Here is a 22,948-nt window from a genome sequence, read left to right on the forward strand (position 1 = left end):
CGAAAATTGTGGATGTAAAATAAAAGGAAATTTGAAGATTAGTAAATAATAATTTTTTTGTTAATACTTCCATTTATCTCAACCACATATACTCCATTAGGCATCTCTAAAAGATTAATTTTATGCTCTGTGTTGTTGACATTTTGATCATTGAGAATCATAATCCCACTTTGATTATATATTACAATGGTTTTAATGACCGAATTTCCCACAATCAGGAACTCTCCTTCTGAAGGATTTGGATAAGTCACATAGGTCAATTTTGTCATTTCCGTCTCATGAGATGATAGGTTGATACTTGTTAGAAATATGTCAGATGCACCAAATGAAGTGAAACGCAAATCCTGGGGACCAGTGAAAAACCCTGTAATTAGTGCCCTATCGTTAACAACAAGAACTCGATTTACGTGATCTTGATTGGATCCACCACGGGTTTCGAAGTAGTCCAATTCTCCTTGATCATTGAATCGTGAGAGATATAGATCAGAAAACCCTTGACTAAAATGTATCGAGTCGTTTATTTGAATTTGGTCATTGAAGTTACCTACAACAATGATGTTGCCCTTGCTGTCAGACCCGAGTGATTGTCCAACGTCAATACCTGCTCCACCAAGAGTTTTATTCCATACAAATTCACCGTTGGTATTGAGTTTCTGCAGAAATGCATCCTTACCTCCGAAGGAAGTCCAATTGTCACTATTGGACCGAGCTTGAAAACTCCCGACCATATAGAGGTACTCATTGATCATTTTTATCTGGTTGATTTCATCTGAACCATTGCTCCCCATGGATTTGTAATAATTCAAATTCCCATCTAAGGAATAATTAGCCAGAAAGATGTCAGAATTTCCATTTGACTTTAAACGCTTTCCTTCAAGCGACAATTCATCCGAAAACTCTCCAGCTATATAAATTTGCCTTTCATGCACTTCAAGGACCTTGCCGACTACTTTTGATTTACTGAATGACTGTTTGGCCCATATAAGGTCTCCATTTGGACCGTATTTGTTTAGAAACATGTCGGTGTAGTTGTTTGCATGCAGAAATATTTGACCAAATCTAGCTTTCTTTTGAAATGCACCCGTGAGATAGATATTTTCATCTTCATCTACAGCTAGGTCATACGGGATGTCTTGGCTTTGGCCACCTCCTTTTACCACCCATTCGACTTTGCCTTCAAGGCTATACCTGGCTAAAAATACATCGTCTCCCCCTGCGGATACCAGCTTGATTGGGCCAAACACTCCGACCCTTGAAAAAACACCCGCTAAGTATACCCCTTTTGATGTCACCATCATAGCCGTTGGATATTCTGTAATTGTGTTCTCTCGGGCATAGTTACTTCCTGCTTGCCTTACCCAAATCAATTTGCCTTGAGGGCTATATTTTGCCAGGTAAATATCCGTATCTCCATTGGAGGTCAAAATATGACCGGAAAAGTCACTTTCTCCTTGAAAACTGCCAGCTGAATATATATTACCCAGACTGTCTACAGCTATCGCCGTTCCAGCGTCTGAGCTTGTACCTCCAGCACTAAACGACCAGTCTTCGGAAGATTGTCCTGATACAATATGACAGAGCAATACCTGCCATATGATACAAATCAGAGATATTATTTTTCTATTGTTCATAGTTAGAAGGTTTCGCGAAGATCATCGCAGTCTTTGGGTAAAATATGGACGGTGCTACCATTTTGGAGGTGTGTTCCAGTACGAAGCTGTATGCTGGTGCCTTGCAGGGTAACGCTTGATTGGTCTTTGGCATTAAAATCAATCCCTGCACCACCAGTTCCGGTTTTAAGAATCCCGGTAATTTCATTGCGCACTTCGCCAGCTTCTATATCTTGATCTGTAAGTAAGGTTTCTTCCTCACAAAAAGAGGAGGGACGCCGGATGATGATGATTTCGTCCCAAAAACTTGAGCGGCTTGGCCCAATCCCAATATCCTCCCAAACATATTGTCTCACCACATATTTGCCGGGTACATTATAAATATGATCAACCTTTTCTAATTTCTGCCCATACATGTAAGATGGCCCAGAGTGATCTCCGTTCAGTTCTGGAGGAAGAGAAGGTAGTTCAAACCACCAAGTCCATTCTTCAATTGTTTTGCCTAGAGTAAAAGATTTATCAAGAAATTCAACTTTATCTCCGATGTCAAATTTGTTAAAATAATTATCTGAGTTTGGCCAAACCACGTCAAATTGAGCATAGATGCCGCTGTTTACCAGATTGCGATTCTCTACCTCTACAACCATTGGCGTCATGCAGTCTTTCACTCCGCATCCATCAGTCACACATAGTTCTACAGTTTTGCTGCCGGCTTCACTAAATTCGACCCAAGGGTTTTCGTCCATGCTCGTAGCAGGGCTACCCCCTTCAAATGTCCACTCAAAAACTAAGTCGCTGACGCAGTTGACATTTGCTCTTTCAAAAAACTGTGTAGGCAGTCCATTGTAAATAGTACCTTCATATGCGAAATCGACCACAGGTTTTGCTCCATTGCCTGCTGTGATCGTTTTGACTTCAGACTGATGTGTGTTTTCTAAATCGCTTACTTCTAGGGCGATATTATATTCCCCAGATTTATTTATGCTTATAGTCGCTATTCTCGAGTTTTCGTTACTGCTGATATAGCTAAACCCTGTACTCGGAGTTATCGACCACTGATAGTCCACAATATTTCCAATAGAGCTCCTGGCATCGAGTTGTACATTGAACGGTGCTGTACCCGTATTAGGGGAGATCGAAAATGAGGCTTGCAAGGGTTCTCCTGATACAGATACTATTTGCGTCCTAAAGTCTTGAGCATTTCCCATATTTACCGTGAGCGTCACCAAATAAATTCCATAATTTTCAAACTCATGGAATGGATTCTGATTTGTGGAAGCAGAAGAGCCATCTCCAAAGTCCCACGTCCAGTTGGTGATTTCTCCTTGCGGACTTGACAGATCTGAAAATTGCACATCTCTTGGCTCAGATGGATCAAGCCTATGGTTGAAATCTGCAATCAACGGATTACAATCTCCTGAAAGCACCCTTCCATCTAGAAATCCGTCGCACCCACTGCCCAGGGAAAAGCCATGTCGGACATCCGGTTTGGAGACTAGTGCCTCTGTAGGCCAATTTCCGCTGCTATTTTTAATTGGAAGCTCCTCAGCTGTGAAATAATTATCTAATTGATCAAAACCTGTAATTTGATTTTTAGTCATATCATAGCCATTAATTTCCAACGTATACTCGCCATCATCAGAGCCGTCGTTGAGAAATGTGCCCGGTGGTATAGTAAAGATAAATGTCTTATTATCTGACGAATTAGACAATAGCAAAGGATCGTCCACAGAGGCAATAGAAATGGAGGGTATGTATCCACTTTCCATTGAAAGCGGTTCGCTGGTTGTAAACCAAATTTGTATAAAATCGGTTGGTAAAAATCCAACTTCGCCAAGATTGGAATATATGAGCTGCTCATTGGACCAACTCCAACTACCCTCATAACCAGTAGTATAAGTAATGTCGTCCTCTGAGTACCGCATGGTCACAGACTCAATGTACGGTTTGAAGTTATCTATGACTACCGGTACTCTTTTGTCTTCCAGGCAGTTGTCTCTCAATCCAAAAAAATCTAAATCACATCCACCGATATCTATATCATAGATGCCGTCAGGAAAAGATGATTGGGAATTTACTTTGGCATCTAGAACATCGGCTCTCGCATCACCAGATCTATAGCTTTCTGTTTGTCCTCTTGTCAATCGGGTATTGATAAACTGATCCCTGCTGGCGGCGTTACCTTCATAAGGATCAGCTGTTAGAATATTGATAGACCGATTAGGCGAATGAGAGTCCGGATGAAAACAATATAGACCATTGCCCTTTACTGGCGTCCCATCAAATCTGATTTCCTGATTAAAAACTTCTGACCCTGACTCATTTAATATGTCCAGGGTAATGAGATAGGGGGAAGTATTGCCTCCAGCCCCTTCGCCAGAAGTGTCAGTTTTCTCATCTTTGATATGCGCAGCAATATCAATTTTATCATAGAGCATTAAATATTCTGTATTGTCAATCTGCACTCGATCATTCAACAGAAAGTTGGCCTGATTAGTTGTGGTTTTGATAATTCCATTTCTGTAAAATTCGACCCCATCAAAGGTGTTGAGATATGTGTCATCGAACTCAGGTATATGATTATCGACATATGGGATTAATTCTGAAAGGTAGTTTGTGTTTTTTGTTTGCAGGTGCAAATGAGCCTCAATTCCATCTGTATACATCTCTCCAATATGATCACCTACTGCTATTGCGGCCCCAATTTCAAGTCCGTCAATTGGATAAATGTGATAATAATAAATGTCATCATCCAATAGATCTTGTCCTTCACCTACTCTTATATATGAGGTATATGGCTCAACATTTTCCGTGATAACTCCATTACTATATATGTTATTGATATATATGACTTTCACATTCCCATTTTCTATGGCATGAACTGATTTTTCGGTATTGATCTCATCTAAATCATCCGCCTTTAAATCATTTCCTCTATGAAATCTATGTGCCCCTCTTATCTCACCAATCGTACCAGTTACCCTACCTTGTGTTAACGAATTTGGGAATGGCCATGGTATTTGCGCAAATACGGTTACGGAAGAAAGAACAATAAATGTACTTAACAATATTTTCTTCATCATTTGGCTTTTTTGAATTTCAGAAGCACATTGTCACTTTTCAAAAAAAACTGTTCTCCATCGGTAATTATTCTGGGTACTCCGGATCCGATACTAATTGAATCTGAGTATGCCTTATATCCACTGGACTTATCAAGAAGAATTAATTCCTTGTATAGTTTGTGCTGTTGAATAATTGCTATGTATTTATTGTTCAGAACCATTCGAAAATATTGATTTCTGGAAATTGGATATTTCCACTTTTCTTTTCCTGACTTGATATCAATTGCGTGAACTGCTTTTGATGAAGAATATATTAGTTCTTTGTCATCAGTTAGAATTAATTCATTTCTTAAGACATCTCCAATATTTTCGCTTCGTAGAAGTTCTAAGTCTTTGTTGAATGTCAATAACAATCGAGTTGAAAAGGACGGCCCAGAAAGTAGTATTGATATTATTTCATGTTTGGCTATGATTCTAAGTACAGCAGAAATAGGTATCTCAGTTTCATTTTCACTTATTAATATTCCGTCAAGAGTGAGTTTTGAAAGTTTTATTACTCTGGATAGATCTTCCTTTTTTGACCATATAATTACATTTTCATTTAAAACGATGAAAGAAGAAAATGAAAACTGCTCATATGGATAATATGTATTAATTAATTTTAAGTTTGAAGAGTAAAATTCATAGCTACTTCCCGCTCCATGTGCAATATCTGAAAATAGAAAATTACCCTTCTTACCAATAGTGGATAACTGGCCTTCTTGAGGAAATTCTTTTAGTATAATTTCCTTACCGCTCATTTTTTTTACTACTGTTTGTGTTCGTGTATTATCATCACTCACCACATAGTAGTCAATTCCATTATATGACCCTCTTAATCGGGCATTCTGACGACTACTACTATTAGCCTCTGGAAAAGAGGTAAGCGGTGAATTTTTGTCATCGAAAGTGCGCGTATATTTTGACCTTTTTCTGGCTCCTTCTGTTTTGAGGTCGTTTTCAAAATCTGCCATATTCAAAACTTCCTCCTTAACCAATTTTAGAGGCTGACTGACCCCGTTTGTGAACGAACAGATTACAAGGAAACCGATCAGTCCACCTTTAAACATATATATGTTACTCATCAGTTTTTTGATTTTAATTCTAGTTCTTTGATGCGTTCGTTTTGTTCGATGATGTAGAGGGTGAGTTCCTCGATCTTTTTCAAGAGCATTGCATCCATCTCTCCGAGGTTTATTCCATTGGCGAATACTTCGGCCTCAGAGGGTATTTCTGGCAGATGATGATTGGTCTGTACATATTCATGGACCTCTTCCAATGGCCTGAGATCATAGTCAGATTTGAATACATGATCATTCCAAATATTGAGTGCTACGAGGACTTCTTTGGCTTCTACTTTGCCGTTGCCATAGACTCTAAATACATCACTACCCGAAGAGTTCACAGCTGCAAAAGCTTTGGTGTCGGATTGATTGACCACGCTCTTTATGCCGTATGCATTGCTCAGACTGGTATTAGATTTTACGGTCATCCCTACCTTTATATTAGAGGACACCAATAGTTGGGTATCACTGCTGGTGTTTTCAGCGCCTATGCCCATCAGGCCCTGTCCAAAGTAGATATTGCTACCTGATCTCATCCAGGGACTAAAATCTTCTGCACTCAAAGCTCTTTTATTTATCATTCCATCGATCTCGTTGTAGACGAGAAACTGATCCAGGCTGTGATCTGAAGGGAGACCATGTTCAAAACTCAGATTTCCTCCTATGAGCAGGGAAGTGCCAAGCTCAATGCTTCCGTCATAGCTGATCATGGAGCCGCCAATTTGAAAGGGGCTTTGGTTGATAGAAGACAGATCTTTCAAGTCAAACAAATGTTGATTGTCATTCCATACCATCAGTTTTTCATTGTCATTGTCTGTTCTACCAATCAATGATTCTATAGTTCTTGATTTGATTTGACCATCAGTATGAACCATAGCTATATTTCTAGTACTCCAATCTGTAGGCGCATCATTTATATATAACTGCTCCAGAATAGTATTTCCATCTACATCTAGACTGCCATCGGTACTTATTGAAAGTGTGCCTGGAAGGTTAATACTTCCGGATGCCCCATCTATATTGATTTGTGGGTGATTGCCCGGATCGTTGATGTCGGACGAAAAGGTGGCGAGGCCAGCAGCGGTCAGATTGAAGTTTTCTTTCCAGCTGACGCCATCATCGGGATCTCCAGTGCCGATCCTAAAGGTGCCATCATCTGCACTTTCGTCACCGTCCAGCACGATAAGTAGGTCGCCTGAGCTACTGAGCGTATCGGCTCTAAAATTGGGCATGCTGACCTGGCCGGGAAAGGAAACGCTGTTGTCCGTGCCTGCTTTCATGAAGTGGTCGTCTTCCGGAATAGCACTTGTGTTGGAGTTGGAAAAATAGCTTATGCCATTTTTTTGATGGAAGTTAAGGAAATGGTCTTGCCGTGCGTCGAAATCCCTAAGGACAAAGCCCTTCACTGCACTCGAAGAGCTGACTTCTACAGAATTGTTGATTCTGATCCAGTCATCGGCGACATCGTAGTTGCCGGGTATGGTATCGTTGTCTATATAGGCACCCTCGCCGATTTTGATATTGCCGTTCATGTCATAGAGTCCAAGGTCCGCTATGATTTCAGCGCCACAGCCGCAAGATTCGCCAAGCGTGGTATCGCAGGTCATGACATGCTCTGTCAGACCGTCAGCATTGAGTACTTCTCTGACTACCCATGGGGTCAGTGTTTCGGCCATTCTGAATCCGATGGTGCCATCGGAAGTCATGTTCAGGATTTGGTGGGCCTGTGGGTCTTCATTCACGTGAGTTGTATCCAGTTGTAGCAGACCAGTCATTTTCAGATTGTTTTTTACCAGCACATTCCCATTCTGATCGATTTCCAGGCCGGTGCCTCCATCTGTTTTTAGGATCAGATTTGACTCATGACTGTTGATGATAGAACTGTTTTCGGTTTCTTTGAAAGACAGATAGTCGTCCTCGCCTTTTCTAATGCGTAGCTCGCCGGAACTTGTGCCGATATTACCATCCTGTGTAGTATGCCAGATTTGTATGGATTGAGTGTCTTGATGGGCTTGGTCTGTAGAGGCATTGATTCGGCCCATGACAGAGAGCGAATTAAGAGGGAGGGTAGTGCCTATACCCACTCTTCCTGTCTTGTCTATCCGCATTTGCTCTTCTAGTGAGCCGTCGTGGTTGGTGAAGAACCGAAGCTGTCCGTTGATCCCTGCTCCATTTTCTTTACCTGCACCGATGGTCCCCATGGTAAAGGTGGTGGTGGATTCATTGCTATCATAGATATCGAAGTCCACGAAGGCGTTGAGTGCGGTGCTGCCACTTCTGGCACCCTTTATCGCAATACCGGCATCTTGACTACTGCTCGCGGAGCTTTCAAAATAGCCCAAAATGTCTCGGTCGCCATCTTCGGATGGGTTGCCCCGGACGTGCAATAAATGACCTGGAGCCTCCGTACCCAAACCGACCTTACCGTCCTTATCTATTCTAACATGTTCATTGTTGTTGGTACCAAAAGTCAGAACGTTGTCTGTATAAGTACCAATAACCATATTTCCATTGGAGAAAATAGAATTTCCGTCCAAATACATGCTGGAGGCCGCATCCTGGATGCGAATGCCTGCTCCACCTGGATTAATCGGACTGGTCCATCCACCGATGGTGGCATCTTTGTACACATGCAAGGCTCCATTACTTGGTGCTGTAGTTCCAATACCTACTTTCTTTTCAACTATCAGCGTGCCATCGGACAGATCAGACCAGGTACCATTGGCGTAGTTGCCCACCACAAATCCACCGTTGTAGACCTGGATAGCTCCATCTCGGGCCAATAGACGGTATTTATTGTTTCCTCCTCCCGAGGCGTCATCGTTGTCTTTGAATTCTAATTCTCCTACCTGAAGCAAATCATTACCTCCCATCAAAAGGTTTGATTGCATGGTCAGGGCTCCGGTAACATCGACCGCTCCGTTGAATCTCAATTGACTTGCACTGAAATCTCCCCAGATGAGAGGTGCGGAGGTAGAAGTATTGGAGATGTAAAGTTTGTTGGAGCCTTTTTCATTAAACCCGGCTTTATATCCAAGAAAAATATTGCCCTCTCCATTAAAATTACCGTACCCGCTTTGTGCTCCAAGAAATGTATTTTTAGCTCCTGAGAACATATTATATCCACTTCTTTGGCCATAAATTGAATTATGCTCTCCAATTGCCGAGCCTCCAACTACAAATTGCGAGTAATTATTTCCTGCATCTTGTCCAACAATTGTAGTTGTTTGAAATTCTTGTGAATGAGCTGTAAACGTATTTAGAAACAGTATAAAAAAAATGGAAATATTCGTTAGAATACGCCATGGTCGAAACCAAAAATAGTACATAACTATAGTGAATTAAAAAATGAAAATATTGCTATTCAGCTTAATATTTATTCCGACCAAGAAGTGGGGGCAAAGTTTGGTAGGTGTTAAGAAAATATTCGAAATAATATAAATCCGTAATAAACGTTTATTGATATCCATACAGCGGTTGACCTGGTACTAGGTAAATTGAAAAAAAACATAGCTCAAATGCATCTGATCTAGAGCTCCAAATGTGGGTATGCATATTATGTCTTCATGTGGTAGAAATTTTAGGTCAATTCTCAAAATGCTGGTATACTGAATAGACCAGTAGAAGGCGGATACATTTGATGTTTCCATCTCTATTTCAAATTCTAGCTGTAAATTGAATGCATTATATGTCAAGTAATCGGACAAAGTACACTACCAATCGGAAGGATTTAAAGCCTGCGTCCTTGCTAGGTTCGCGATTTGATGACAATCAAATGCAAAACGAATTAATTTCAAGGATCATGGCCTAATCAAATCAAGAATCACTACTGCTAATTAGAACAGTCATAAGCTTGCCTATAGATTTCTCACTCCGGCCGGGCTCCACTCGAAATAACAAAAGATGTTCGATTGGGCGGCTAATTAATACTCAACTTGAATGCTTAATTAGTGGCGTTTTTTACTTTTCAAATTTTATAGCAGCCTGTATTTTTATTGTTTTTTATCCTTTGGACTCGTTCTCTGTTCTTTCGTCTGCTTTTTGTATATTCGATCCGCCTTTTGTCTTTCCTACCTACCTTTTTGCCATTTCGACCTTAGGAGAAATCTATTCTAGCCTTCAAAGAGTCATAACGATCAATACTTAAATCTCCAGGCATGTTTATGGATTTCTCGCTCTGATGTGCCACCGCTTTGAATGGTAATATGAAGATTCATTCTTAAAACTTAATCGTTAACATACAAATACTCTGCTTGTTTAATAGTTTTTTACATATACCGGAAAAATATACGGGTTCACATTATTTTAAATTGCACATCTGTTGTCAACAAAATTTTATTTTTAAAACAGGGGTCTTTGCATTTTAAGTTGATATATTTAAAAGCTTCTAAACTTCAACCAAAAAAGAATCTAATGAAACGTTTGTCTACTTCATATCTGAATATTTAGAAGCAGATAGGACAGAGTGATCGGCTTCATTTGACCGTACAAAAATTAATATATATGAAACATCTTTTACACACCACGCTCTTTGCATTTTCCCTTATTGTAATCTCATCATGTAGTAGTGACGATCCTGAGCCGGATAAAATAATTGGTACATGGATCATGGACAACGCTACATATTTTGATGCTCCTTCCGGATATTCACTAAGCAATGGAGAGGTAGAAAACTTGTATGGAGAAAATGAGTACAAAATACGATTTTTTGATGACCTCACTTATGAAAGAGACATTGCTGGAAACGGGGGTTCGTTCGAAGACGAAGGCACATGGGTACAGGAGGGAGATGACCTAACCTTGACCTATGACAAGGGAACAACAGGTTTACTACTTGAATTTACCGTCGAGGGAGAAATTACTGACAAGAATTTGGATATTACCTCTTCTACTTCTGTTAGAACGTTTTCTGATGAAATTCTGAACGATCCAGAAACCTTTGATACGATAACAACCCAGTCGAGCATTGATGATATCATTGAGACTTATTCGGAGGTGATCAACCTAAAGGTGACATTGTCCTTTGACAAGGAATAAATAGCGAATCTTACATAATTAAATAATTTGAACTTTATGGCCAAGCTTATAAGGTGGATAGGGGTATGGATATTTGTACTGTCAGCTGGCAGTGCAATGTCCCAATCGCTTGAAGTGTCGGGGAAGATAGTCGATACAAAGGGAGAGCCGATGATTGGAGTTTCTGTAGTCATACAAAACACTACCAATGGTTCAATCTCTGATTTAGACGGAAATTTTAAGCTAAAAGCCGAGGAAGGTGATGTGCTGATTGTAAAGATGCTCGGAATGAAAGAGCAAAGATTGAAGGTCAGCGCAAAAAATCAAACGTTCAATGTGAAAATGGAAGAGGAGTCCGTGGCTCTTCAAGAGGTGGTGGTCAACGGATTTCAAGAAGTTGATCGTAAGCTCTTCACCGGAGCTTCAGAAAATTTAAGAATGGCAGACATTAAAGCTGATGGCATAGTCGACGTCAGTAGAGTGCTGGAGGGTCGTGTTGCTGGAGTAAATGTAGACAACGTATCTGGTACGTTTGGATCATCTCCAAAAATAAGAATCAGAGGCAATGCCTCAATTAATGGTAACAACCAGCCACTATTTGTGGTAGATGGTGTAATTCTTGAAGACTTGGCCAATGTCAATACAGATGACCTCATCTCTGGAAATGCAAATACATTAATAAGCTCCTCCATCGCTAATATCAACCCGGATGACATAGAATCCTTTCAAATTTTGAAGGATGCATCGGCAACGGCAATCTATGGTGCCAGGGCTGCTAATGGAGTGATAGTAGTAACTACCAAACGAGGAAAGAGTGGGGCTCTTAAGGTAAATTATTCAGGGAATTACTCGGTGAAATTACGGCCTACCTACGGACAGTTTAGCTTGCTGAATTCTGCAGAAGAAATGTCTGTCTATCGCGAAATGCAACGTAAGGGGCTAATTGATATTACCACTTCTGTAAGGGCTCAAAACTATGGAGCCTTAGGTAAAATGTATACTAAAATCGCCAATCATGAGATTCCTTGGGGCGCGGGTGGCGGTCTCAATGAAAACTTTCTGAATCAATATGAAAATGCAAATACGGATTGGTTCGATGTACTGTTTAGAGACTTTGGACTTCAACAGCAGCATTCATTGAGTTTTACATCTGGTACCGAAAAATCGAACAGTTATTACTCTATTAGCTATTTGAGCGATCAAGGACAAACAATTGCGGATAAAGTACAGCGATTGACAGCCAGTTCACGAAATACATACTTCCTGTCTGAGAAATTTACATTCGGATTGAAACTCTCCGCCAGTTACAGAGACCAAACAGTCCCCGGTACCAGAAATAGAGAATTTGATCCAATCACGGGTAGATATAGTAGAAGTTTTGATATCAATCCACTAAGTTATGGGCTCAATACCAGCCGATCTATCCGGCCCTATGACTCAAATGGTGATCTTGAATACTTCCGAAGAAACTATGCTGACTTCAATATTCTAGATGAACTCAGATACAATTTCATTGATATCAATGTCACAGATGTATCGACGCAAACGGATTTTGAGTTGAATCCAACCAAAAATATATCCCTGAAAGGAGTTATGCAGTTGAGATATGCTTCTACTCAGCGTGATCATACCGTGCACGAACGATCCAATCAAGCAGAAGCCTACCGAGCCAACGGAACTCAGTTTATTCAAAATGCAAACAACCTGCTTTATAGAGATCCTGATAATCCAGGTTTGAATCCTGTAGTTGTATTACCGATTGGTGGATTCAACTACCTCGATCGAAGCGATATGCTCAATTTTTTTAGTAGAATAAGTGCTGAGTGGTCCAAGACGTTCAACGAAATCCATCAAGTAAATGTCCTGGCCGGTCAGGAGGTAAGGTTCACCAATAGAAGTGAGAAAAGCACTACAGGATTGGGTATAGTCTATGAAAGTGGAGGTATTGCCGTGACTGATCCAAACATTATCGAGTTTTTCAATTCTCAAAACATTGATATTTATTCTCAAAATCTATTGAGAGATAGATTTATTGGAGCATTCTTGAATGGCGGGTATTCTTACAAAGGGAAATACATAGCCAACTTTACCGTTCGGTATGATGGTTCAAACCAGCTGGGCGAAAGCAAGAGTGCCAGATATCTGCCAACATGGAATGTCAGTGGTGCATGGAATGTGCACACCGAAAGTTTTATGTCGAACCTGAGTAAGATAAATCAGTTAAAAATTAGAGCGACCTACGGGATATCAGGTAATCTTCCTCCCGATGCAAGTGCCTTGCTAAACCTACAAGCTGATGTGACAGTTCGTCCTACAGATCAAGAGCCACTGCTCTATATTCAGGATTTGACTAATTCAGAACTGACTTGGGAGAAGCTTAAGGAATTGAACATAGGTACTGATCTGAGTATGATGGACAATCGGGTCAATATTTCTGTGGATTGGTATAGCAGAAAGTCATTTGATCTGATCGGTCAGGTGCTGACCAGTGGAGTTGGAGGACAAAGTATCAAAACAGGAAATTTCGCGGATATGGAATCTCAGGGATTTGAGTTTACCCTAAATACTGTCAATTTTACTCGTGGCGATTTTTCATGGACCACGAATTTCAACATCGGGTATACCAAGGACAAGATTACCAGATTGGATTTTGGACCCCGATTGGTAGATGCGCTTGGACAAAATGGTGCGGCTGTTTTGGGAGGACCGAGAAGAGGACTTTTCTCAACCAAGTTCGCAGGATTAAATTCATCAGGATTTCCGACATTCTTCGATCAAAATGGAGAGACGGTTTTTCAATATGATTTGCAGAGTCGAGATGACCTTAGAGAAACACTCACCTATGAAGGTTCGACTGAGCCTAGAGGTGGTGGAGGCCTGACCAATACTGTTACATGGAAAGGATTGTCCTTTAGTTTTTTACTGTCCTACAAGTTTGACTATAAAATTCGCTTGAATGATGTCGTACAAGCAAGCTACACAGACTTCGATGCCTTGCCTGCAGAGTTAGCTAATCGATGGGTAGTACCTGGTGATGAGGAAATTACAAACGTACCTGCTATTCTGGATAAAAACATTGTAAATGCAGGTGGGGCCGACCTCACTAGCTACTCTCTATATAATCTGAGTGATATAAGAGTGGCCGATGGTGACTACATCCGATTGAAAAACATTAGACTTTCCTATCAGCTGCCTGGACCTATGGTGCAGCGTATTGGGCTGAGTAATGTAAATCTGAGTGTAGAGGGTCAGAATCTTTGGTTGCTTTATTCTGATGACGCACTCAACGGGCAAGACCCAGAATTTTTCAGCTCAGGAGGGGTATCTCTTCCACAGCCAAGATTGGTGACTTTTTCTTTAAATATTGGCATCTGATAATATGAAGCACTTGACTCAAATATTGAAAAATTTCGAAATAGCATTATTCTCAAAATCTTACTTATCAAGACGAGTTGGACAAGGCGGGTTGATTTTTTTATTGGTTCTATCTTCATGTGATTCATTCTTGGAAGAAGTACCTGATGACAGAGTTTCGCTAGATGATTTGGACAAGGCTTCTCAGCTATTGACCAATGCCTATTCTGACGCTAGTTATGCCTTTACCGATTGGATGTCAGATGACTTTACTTACACTGTGGGCACTACTCTGAGGCCTTCACATGAGCAGCTGTACGTGTGGAGTGACCCATTTGATGACCCGAATGAACAAGATACACCGGCATTTTTTTGGTATCAAACCTATACGGCCATTTCTCATGCCAATGAAGTGTTGCAAATCATTGATCAACTGGATGTGGATGACGAGGATAAAGAACGCCGAGATGCCATAAAATCAGAAGCCTTTCTTGCAAGGGCCTATGGGCACTTCATGCTCGTCAATCTATTTAGCGAAGAATACAATCTTGTAAACAGAGGTTCGGGACCGGGTATACCCTATATAGAAGTACCCGAAACAGAGTTTTTGGTAGAGTATGTGCGACCGTCTGTCAGCAAGGTTTACGAAGAAATAGAAGATGATCTCAGATTGGGATTGGAATTGCTTGACGACACTTATTTCGCCAACAGCGGCAAGTACCATTTCAATAGAAATGCTGCTTTGGCTTTCGCATCTAGATTTTATCTCTACAAGGCAGATTTTATTAGAAGTCTACAGTATAGTAATGAGCTGCTAGGAAGTAATCCTGAGGCGTTTGTGAGAGACATGACCTCTGTAGAATTCAAATCTGCTGAGTCCTCTATTACTGGATTTCCACAATTATACGCCTCTCCAGACCTGCCAAGCAATCTTTTGCTGATGAGAAAAGTATCGCTGATGCAGAGGACGGATTTTGCGTTTGGCGTGGATAGAAATGATTATAGTAGTCTTTTTGGTACACATCCCTTTGATGAAGCCACAGACGAAAGAGAGAATCCGGCTTTTGTGAAAGGACAGAATACCTTATTTCCTGTCCGATACGAGAGCTTATTTGAAAGAAGCAGTATCAATTCCAACGTAGGAACACCTTACCACATTGCACAAGCATTTAGAGGGGAAGAAGTGCTGCTCAATAGAGTGGAGGCCAATCTGTACAGCAATAACCTGGATGAGGCAATTGCTGATCTTCAAGTATTAGCTCAGCGGAGATATACTGGAGAGGATATTACCCTTACAATGGCCAGCCTGCGCACATTTTTTGGCGCGGATAGTGATCCTGATTTCTCAGATCAGGATATCATTCTCAATTATTTGCTTTTGGAACGAAGAAAAGAATTTTTAAGCCAAGGCTTGCGTTGGTTTGATATAAAAAGATACGGTATCGCAGTCACTCATGAAGGTCCAGGCGGAGGTGTGATTGCCACCCTGGCAAGAGATGACAAAAGAAAGGTATTACAGATTCCGACTTCGGCCATAGAAGTTGGTGGTTTAGAACCAAATGAAAGATAAGATGAACATTTATTCGAAAATAATAATGGAACTCAAATCCTTGAATAAGGTCAGTTTAATAATGTTCCTTGGCCTGGCTCTGAGCACTACTTCCTGCTTTGAAGAAGACAAGCTGGATATTCCAACTAATGATGAGGATGAACCACAAACCAATCTGGACAAGTATATTGATACAAACTTTACTCAAGAGTATGGGATAGCCATTCGGTACAAATTTGTTGACAACTTTGTAAATCCCGGACAAAGAGTAGCTCCACCGAAGTTGGATGTGGTAAGGCCCATGCTGGATTTGATTGATGAGTTTTGGATAGATGTATATAAGGACGCTCCAAAGGGAGAGACTTATTTTAGAAGATTTGTTCCGGGCGAGCTCGTATTCTTGGGAGGATTGATTTTTAATGGAGATGGTACGGTGACTTTGGGTACCGCAGACGCAGGTGCCAGAATCACATTTACAGATGTCAATTCGATTGATGTTAATGATGAAGAGTGGTTGCTGAGACAACTTCATACCGTCTATCACGAATTTGCACATATCGTTCACCAGAATGATAAACTGCCCACAGCGTACGAAGATATCACGCCCTCAGGATACAGCAGCGCTGGCTCATGGTTTAACGTGACCGACGATGAAGCTTTACAAAGAGGATTTGTCTCTCCATATGCGACCAGCAGCCCCAATGAAGACTTTGCCGAAACCATTGCCTTTTTTATGGCTGAGGAAGACTTCTATGATACCTATATCACTTTGGAAGAAGATTGTACCACCGCTGCTTGCGAGGAGCGCAATGCAGGACGACAGTTTGTACTGGAAAAATTGAATGCAATAAAAGATCACTATCTAAAGGTCACCGGAGTAGATCTGGATGATTTAAGAGCAGCAGTTCAAGAAAGATTATGATGGAAAGATTTAATATCATTTGTATAGGAATTCTCTTCTTTGCCGCCTCATGTAGTAGCGAGCTGGAGAAGCTTACTCCCCCTGCAGAGAGAAGTGCCTCAGCGGTAAGCGATTTGAATAGTGAGCTCACTTCAGCTGCCAATGGTTGGGTACTCAACTATCAGCCTACCAATGCATCGGGCGTATTCTATATGTTGTTAGAGTTTAATGACGATGGAACCGTTCGAATTCAGTCTGATGTGCCTGGAGACAATGATTACTTTTTTGATCAGGTTGTATCGTACCGAATCGATTCCAGACTTGGCTTAGAGCTGATTTTCGAAACCTATGGTGTATTTCATTTCTTGTTCGAACAAAACTCATCGTCTTTTGGAGCAGAGTTCGAATTTGTATATCAAGAGAAAGAAAATGGAAATTTACTATTTGTTAGCAAAACCGATGGTCCCGATGATGAGACTATTATCTCGCTAGAACCTGCGAGCAGCAGTGCATCCAGTGTTTTTAGTAGAGAGCTCTCCGAAAACCTGTTTGCTTATGATACCATAAGCTCACTATTCGCTGGCACTACACAGCAAATAGCTTTGATGGATGAGAATATTTCTATCTTCTGGAGCATCAATTTTGATCAGCGGAGCATCGTTGTACGAGGGGTGGCAGAGGGTCTCACCTCTACTGATATAGTATCCAATGACAAGATTAAATTGCTCGACCATGTCACTGGATTTGGCTTCTTCAATGGAAAACTTGTGTTGGTAGATCCACTAAATTTTAATTTTCAGGGCAGTAGCTATAGCTTTTCTGAATTGACATTAAACAATTATTCTGAAGATGGAGAGGTGTTTTGCGCTAGCGGAACCACTAACTCTCCTGTATATACAGGTACAGCTACCGGTTTGGGTAGTGCTACCTTGTACAAGACTCTCTTCGATCTGAAAGGTGCGGAGTTTGTACCGCAATCGGAGTCGTCTTATAGTGTCAATGTGTTTTTTGTTGCAGATGCTAATGGATTTTCTATGTCTGAGTCTGGCTCAATAAACGAGTATTTTCCTTCTGCTACCGGGTTCGCCTTCAATTATGGATTTGAGGATACAGATGATACAGACCCTCAGCCTATGTATGCAGTAGGGTTGTATGTGGAAGGTGACAATGGAGAGCGACTAACCTTTCTAAGGGAGTTTGATGTCACCACCACAAATGAAAACAGAGTGCAGGTGACCTTCAATGGGAACTACTATCCGTCAGATATATCGACCAACGACAGAGCCAACTTAATCTTGATTACCGATGAAATCTTTGGTGTTGGAGGAGGAGAGGTGCATGCGTTCGATTACCCGATAGAATCACAACCGGATTTGACCATTTTCGCACTTTATAATCCTTGTACAAATTACGAATTCTTACTCGTGAAATAGTTAGTTGTATTTATTCGTTCAGCTTTGCCATTAGGCCAGTGAAAATTCCACCGTGAAATTGGTGCCTATTCCAAGCTCACTTTCGTACCAGATTTTACCATTCATTTGTTCCACGTACTTTTTTACAATGGATAAACCTAATCCTGTAGAAACTTCATTGCCGGTTGGCTTAGCGCTGAGAGTTTGAAATTTTTTGAATATTTTCTCACGATCTTCATCGGTCAATCCAGGGCCCTGATCCTGAATGGATACCTGCACAGTATTCTTGACCATCTGTAGTCCAATTGTAATCGCGGTTTCTGGCTTGGAAAATTTAAGTGCGTTCGAGACTAAATTCTCCAGGACTTGATATAAGTGCACCCTATCTCCTAGAATATACAAGCCTACTTCGTCGTATTTTTTATCTATTTTAATCTGTTTGGTTTTTGCCGTAGTGCTGAAGCTTACCAGTGTATCATCCAACACTTTAGTAATATTTACCTTTTCTGCTTTAGTCGCCTTGGACTCTACATTCAGCGCTTCGACATTGAGAATCTTACTGATCATTGAGAGAATTCTATCTGATTCACTCTTGATTAGATTCAATGTTTGATTTTCTGATTCGGAAAAATCTTCCTTATGATCGATTTGATGAAGCTCTGTCAGTCCTTTGATGTTATTGATAGGAGCCCGAAGGTCATGCGACAAAATTCTAATCAAATTATTCTTTTCACTATTAATGTCTATCAGGTCGTTGTTGTGCTTGTAGGCTTGCTCCTTTTGTTCTTCTATTTTTGCATTGAGTTTCTTGCGCTCATTGCTGGACCAAAAAGCAACCACTGCCACTGTAAGAAATAGCAAACTGGCAATGACCACCAATATGATAATGGCTCTTTGTCTTTTAATTATTACTTCGTTGAGGTGTGTTTGTTCTCGAAGAAAACGTGTTTCGACCTCGGTTTTTTCCAACTGGTATTGCGCATGGAGAGATTCAATTTTACGCGTGTTTTGTTCATTAAATATGGAATCTTTTGCTGCTACGTATTTCTTAAAAAAGGTCAGCGCTTGATTATAGTCTTTGGATTCCTCCAGGATTTCTGACAGCAGCTGCAAGGCCTGAGTTTCATTGTTCTTTAGGCCATGAGTTTCATTGATGACCATACTCTTCTTTACATACTCTTTAGCCTGTGCCAATCTGTTTTTAATCAAATAAGCTCTGGCAATATTGATATAACTATAACTAAGCGTGCTTTTGTGATCCATCAGCTTTACGTTGACTAGATTTTCTTGCAAAAGTTTTAATGCCTTATCAGGTAGATTTTGCTTGATATACAACTCTGCGATATCTACATTAGAAATGACAATACCTTCCAGGTCATTCATTTTGGTCCTAATTTCCTGTGCCTTTCTGTAATTCTCTTCTGCCTTAGCATATTGTTTTAGGCCTGCCATAGACCTGCCAAGGTTGAGATAGCAGTAAGCTATAATGTTTTGATTGTCAATCATCTTGGCGTTCTCTAGTGCCCTCTGGAAGTAATCTATGGCACCTTCGTAGTTGGTTTGAAAGATGTAGATATTGCCAATGTTGATTAGCGTATAACTTATTTCTTCGAGGTCTTTAGAGTATTCCGAAGATTTCAAAGCTTCAAAGAACAGCTCTAGCGCTTTGGAGTAATTGCTCCTGTTTCTAAATGCAATTCCCAAGTAATTGAGACTATGATTTACTCCATTGAGATAACCCAGCTGCCGAGAGAGGTCCAGTGCTCGTTGTGCAAAGTGAATGGAAGAATCAATATTTATGTTTCTGTAGTTCCAGCTGATTTGATTGTAAATATCAGCCAAGGTACTGTCACTAGTATTGCTTACCAGTGACTTCAGGCTATCGATTTGATTCACAGGCCCTTGTGATCGAACTGGATTCGAAAAGATGCTGATCCCTATGAAAAAAGTCAAAAAGAATGTTAGCCTCATTTACAAAAATAGTTAAGTCTAGTAGCTACTAAGGGATATTAAGGTGGGGCAAAGTAAACAAAAATTGTCAAGAAGAAAGCTGCAAATTGTATTCTATTGACTTAGTCCTTGATTTAATTTGTTGATAAATTGAGATGTGTAAATTTGCAACCCAAACAACGTTGATCCAATGAATTTCGATGAGATTAGAAAGAATATCGTTGGCCTAGGCCAATCTTTCGATACACCTTTTGGTAGTTTTGAAATGATATATGCCGATTGGGTTGCCAGTGGAAGGCTCTATAGTCCAATCGAAGAGGCTATTATGAGCAAATTTGGCCCTTGGGTGGCTAACACACATTCTTATTCCAACAAGTCAGGTAGCCTGATGACCGAAGCATATAATCATGCTAAGCAAATCATCAGAAATCATGTAAATGCTAGCGATAATGACATGCTGGTACTTACTGGGTCAGGAATGACGGGTGGAGTTATAAGGTTACAACAGATTTTGGGACTTTGTAGAAGTGGAGCTATTCCGGATCTGGTTGAAGAGGATCGTCCTATTGTCTTTATTACCCATATGGAACATCACTCACATCATGTCTCCTGGATGGAAACCGTGGCAGATGTCGTTATTGTTCCACCGGGAAAAGATCTCACCGTTGATCTAGATTTTCTTCAGGCCGAAATCGACAAGTATTCGAACAGAAAACTGAAAATAGGAGCATTTACAGCCGGATCAAATGTCACAGGAGTGATCACTCCGATCCATGACATGGCAGAGATCATGCACAAAAATGGCGGCTACTGTTTTGTTGATTATGCAGCTACAGCTCCTTATGTAACTATGGATATGCATCCTGAAAATGAATTGAGATCATTGGATGCTATTTACTTCTCACCACATAAATTCCTCGGAGGACCAGGAGCCTGCGGAGTGATGCTGTTCGATAAGAAAATGTACTCAGGCAAGTCGTGTGTGCCAGGTGGAGGAAATGTCACCTGGACTAATCCATGGGGCGAATATGGGTTTACAGCCAACGACGAAGCAAAAGAGGATGGAGGGACCCCTGGGTTTCTTCAGGCCATCAGAGCTGCTTTGGCTATCCAACTCAAGGACAAAATGGGTGTCGCTGAAATTGAGAAAAGAGAAGAATTTTTGTTGAAAAAAACGTTTGATCGCCTCAACAGCATAGAAGGCCTTAAGATCGTTGGGGAACAATATTCCAAGCGAATCGGCGTGGTTTCATTCAATATAGACGACCTGCATTACAACGCATTGGTAAGGATAATGAATGACAGATTTGGTATCCAGATTCGAGGAGGATGGGCCTGTGCGAGTACTTACTGTCACTATCTGTTCGAGTTGAATGCGGCTGATTCTAAGCGACTTACTGACAACATCAATGATCAGAACCTTACAGGAAAACCGGGATGGGCACGCATGTCGATTCATCCGACGATGACCGAGCAGGAGCTCGATTATGCTTTGAATGCGATAGCTTATATCGCACAAAACAAAGCTGAATTAAAGAAGGATTATGTTTACGATGAAAAAACAAATGATTTTACCCTTCAAAAAGATCCAGTGGACGACAACAGCAAGCAAGTAAAAGAAATGTTTGCGCTCTAGCCAAAAATGGGACGCTTGCTTAAGGTGTCCCAGACTATACTAGAAATAATGACTTCAAAGAGTTGTCAACTCTATTTGCTTTGACTTTTCCCTTCATGTCAGAGGGAATTCAGGGAAGTCTTACGCATTGCAAATGTCACTACTATTGAATCTGGATTACCCTTTCTTCTATGTTGCTGATACCTTCGGCCTCGACCACTTTTGTCTCTACAGTATAGGTGGTCCAGCCGGATCCTGCATGAAAACGTGTGGTGGTCCAGATATTATTTGTTAGTGCTGGAAATTCATTTCTTGGTGGCAATTGATTACCAAGCGTTCCCATTTTTTTGAGATACTCGTACGTGGCATCAGTTAGCTGAACAGAGTTTACCTCCTGGACCATTCTGATAATACCATAGCTGGATTCCTCATCTATTTCGTCCAAACTCAATGTCACGTCTGTTTCAAAAGGAGCACCTCCGTAGTTATTCATGAACTGCATTTTCGCCGCTATTTCCTCGTGGAGTGTATACGCACCTCCGTGAAATGTGTAAAATTGCTGTGCGTCTTTTATAGCATTGGATTCAATCGCCTCCTTGGTAGTATATGTGGCCATCATCTGAGCCACAATCTGCTCACCAGTTGGCATGTCTTTAAGCTCCTCTTTGAGGGTTTGGGTTGACTTTTGAACATAATCCCGTACTTCTTCCCAATTGATTACTTCTAGTATTGTACCGTACTCATTGGTCTTGATTAATACAGATAGATTCTCGCTTAGTTTGGTTAGTTTCTGGACGATGGGATTGCTGCTTTCACTGCTATAGTCCCTGTAGAACCATTCTATGGTATAACTATTCGCGGTGGAGTCCTTGATTGTAATATCCACTACATATTTCATGATATCGCGTGCAGAAGTATCTCCGTTTTGAATTCTGTACTTTTCATAAGAGACATCAAAAGATTGTGTATCATCAATGCTCCAATACCCAACGACCTGGGCGGTGGAATCATCCATGTTTATTTGTGCAGATAGATTGAATCCAGCTATCGCAGATAGGAATAGGAGAAGAGTTTTTTTCATGATTTGAATTATGCGCCGTGTAACTTGGGGAGCGGTCTAGAGCAATTAACAATTGATTTGAAAGCTAAAGATAATAAAAGCACCGCAAAAGACTACTTTCATTGTTGATGTTGATTTGGGAAACCAGGATTTCAGATCTGAAACTTACTTTAACCTGAAATATGCATTAGATAATCTATTCCAATCATAAAGCACTTTGAAATAGACACTTAACATATATTTATTGAATCACCATAGCGGTGCTATGCCTCTTCAATATAAGTGCCTCTTTCTTTGCGCTTTATAGCTTTCATCA

12 protein-coding genes are annotated in these 22,948 nt (G+C 40.7%); 6 read left to right on the forward strand and 6 right to left on the reverse strand.

All coding sequences use genetic code 11. The annotated features are described in order from the left end of the window. Positions 1 to 38: 38 nt before the first annotated feature. From ABJF11_RS00180 to ABJF11_RS00195, 4 genes are read right to left on the reverse strand one after another with little or no spacing between them, the layout of a single operon-like run. Complete coding sequence (locus ABJF11_RS00180; RefSeq protein WP_348117067.1) at positions 39 to 1,631, reverse strand: T9SS type A sorting domain-containing protein; 1,593 nt, start codon at positions 1,629 to 1,631, stop codon at positions 39 to 41. Between the two features lie 2 nt (positions 1,632 to 1,633). Then, on the reverse strand, positions 1,634 to 4,693 hold the full coding sequence (locus ABJF11_RS00185; protein ID WP_348117068.1) for a PKD domain-containing protein: 3,060 nt from the start codon (positions 4,691 to 4,693) through the stop codon (positions 1,634 to 1,636). After that, on the reverse strand, positions 4,690 to 5,796 hold the full coding sequence (locus ABJF11_RS00190) for a hypothetical protein (protein ID WP_348117069.1): 1,107 nt from the start codon (positions 5,794 to 5,796) through the stop codon (positions 4,690 to 4,692). Before ABJF11_RS00190 ends, ABJF11_RS00185 begins: the two co-directional genes overlap by 4 nt. After that, a complete protein-coding gene (locus tag ABJF11_RS00195) occupies positions 5,796 to 9,104 on the reverse strand; it encodes a hypothetical protein (protein WP_348117070.1) in 3,309 nt (1,102 codons plus the stop codon). The genes ABJF11_RS00190 and ABJF11_RS00195 overlap by 1 nt, the downstream gene beginning before the upstream one ends. Positions 9,105 to 10,278: 1,174 nt before the next feature. Between ABJF11_RS00195 and ABJF11_RS00200 the strand changes: the two genes are divergently transcribed. From ABJF11_RS00200 to ABJF11_RS00220, 5 genes are all read left to right on the forward strand, one after another. Continuing rightward, positions 10,279 to 10,812: a lipocalin family protein gene (locus ABJF11_RS00200; protein WP_348117072.1), complete on the forward strand. Its 534-nt coding sequence runs from the start codon at positions 10,279 to 10,281 to the stop codon at positions 10,810 to 10,812. A 36-nt stretch (positions 10,813 to 10,848) separates the two neighbouring features. Then, complete coding sequence (locus ABJF11_RS00205; protein ID WP_348117073.1) at positions 10,849 to 14,166, forward strand: SusC/RagA family TonB-linked outer membrane protein; 3,318 nt, start codon at positions 10,849 to 10,851, stop codon at positions 14,164 to 14,166. A 130-nt stretch (positions 14,167 to 14,296) separates the two neighbouring features. Beyond that, positions 14,297 to 15,715: a RagB/SusD family nutrient uptake outer membrane protein gene (locus ABJF11_RS00210; RefSeq protein WP_348117074.1), complete on the forward strand. Its 1,419-nt coding sequence runs from the start codon at positions 14,297 to 14,299 to the stop codon at positions 15,713 to 15,715. A 1-nt stretch (position 15,716) separates the two neighbouring features. Continuing rightward, complete coding sequence (locus ABJF11_RS00215) at positions 15,717 to 16,616, forward strand: putative zinc-binding metallopeptidase (RefSeq protein ID WP_348117076.1); 900 nt, start codon at positions 15,717 to 15,719, stop codon at positions 16,614 to 16,616. Further along, positions 16,613 to 18,028 carry a DUF4302 domain-containing protein gene (locus ABJF11_RS00220; RefSeq protein ID WP_348117077.1) on the forward strand — a complete coding sequence of 472 codons (1,416 nt, stop codon included), beginning with the start codon at positions 16,613 to 16,615 and terminating at the stop codon, positions 18,026 to 18,028. The genes ABJF11_RS00215 and ABJF11_RS00220 overlap by 4 nt, the downstream gene beginning before the upstream one ends. Before the next feature lie 30 nt (positions 18,029 to 18,058). Here the strand turns inward: ABJF11_RS00220 and ABJF11_RS00225 are convergent, their stop codons facing one another. After that, positions 18,059 to 19,978, reverse strand: a complete 1,920-nt coding sequence (locus ABJF11_RS00225) for an ATP-binding protein (protein ID WP_348117078.1) — start codon at positions 19,976 to 19,978, stop codon at positions 18,059 to 18,061. A 169-nt stretch (positions 19,979 to 20,147) separates the two neighbouring features. Between ABJF11_RS00225 and ABJF11_RS00230 the strand changes: the two genes are divergently transcribed. Then, positions 20,148 to 21,593, forward strand: coding sequence for an aminotransferase class V-fold PLP-dependent enzyme (locus tag ABJF11_RS00230; protein ID WP_348117079.1), 1,446 nt, complete (start codon positions 20,148 to 20,150; stop codon positions 21,591 to 21,593). Positions 21,594 to 21,735: 142 nt separating this feature from the next. On the opposite strand, the gene ABJF11_RS00235 is transcribed toward ABJF11_RS00230, so the two are convergent. Then, complete coding sequence (locus ABJF11_RS00235; protein WP_348117081.1) at positions 21,736 to 22,653, reverse strand: hypothetical protein; 918 nt, start codon at positions 22,651 to 22,653, stop codon at positions 21,736 to 21,738. Positions 22,654 to 22,948: the final 295 nt, after the last annotated feature.

Origin of the sequence: Reichenbachiella sp. (genome assembly GCF_039941815.1) — a bacterium.
Classification (GTDB): Bacteria; Bacteroidota; Bacteroidia; order Cytophagales; family Cyclobacteriaceae; genus Reichenbachiella.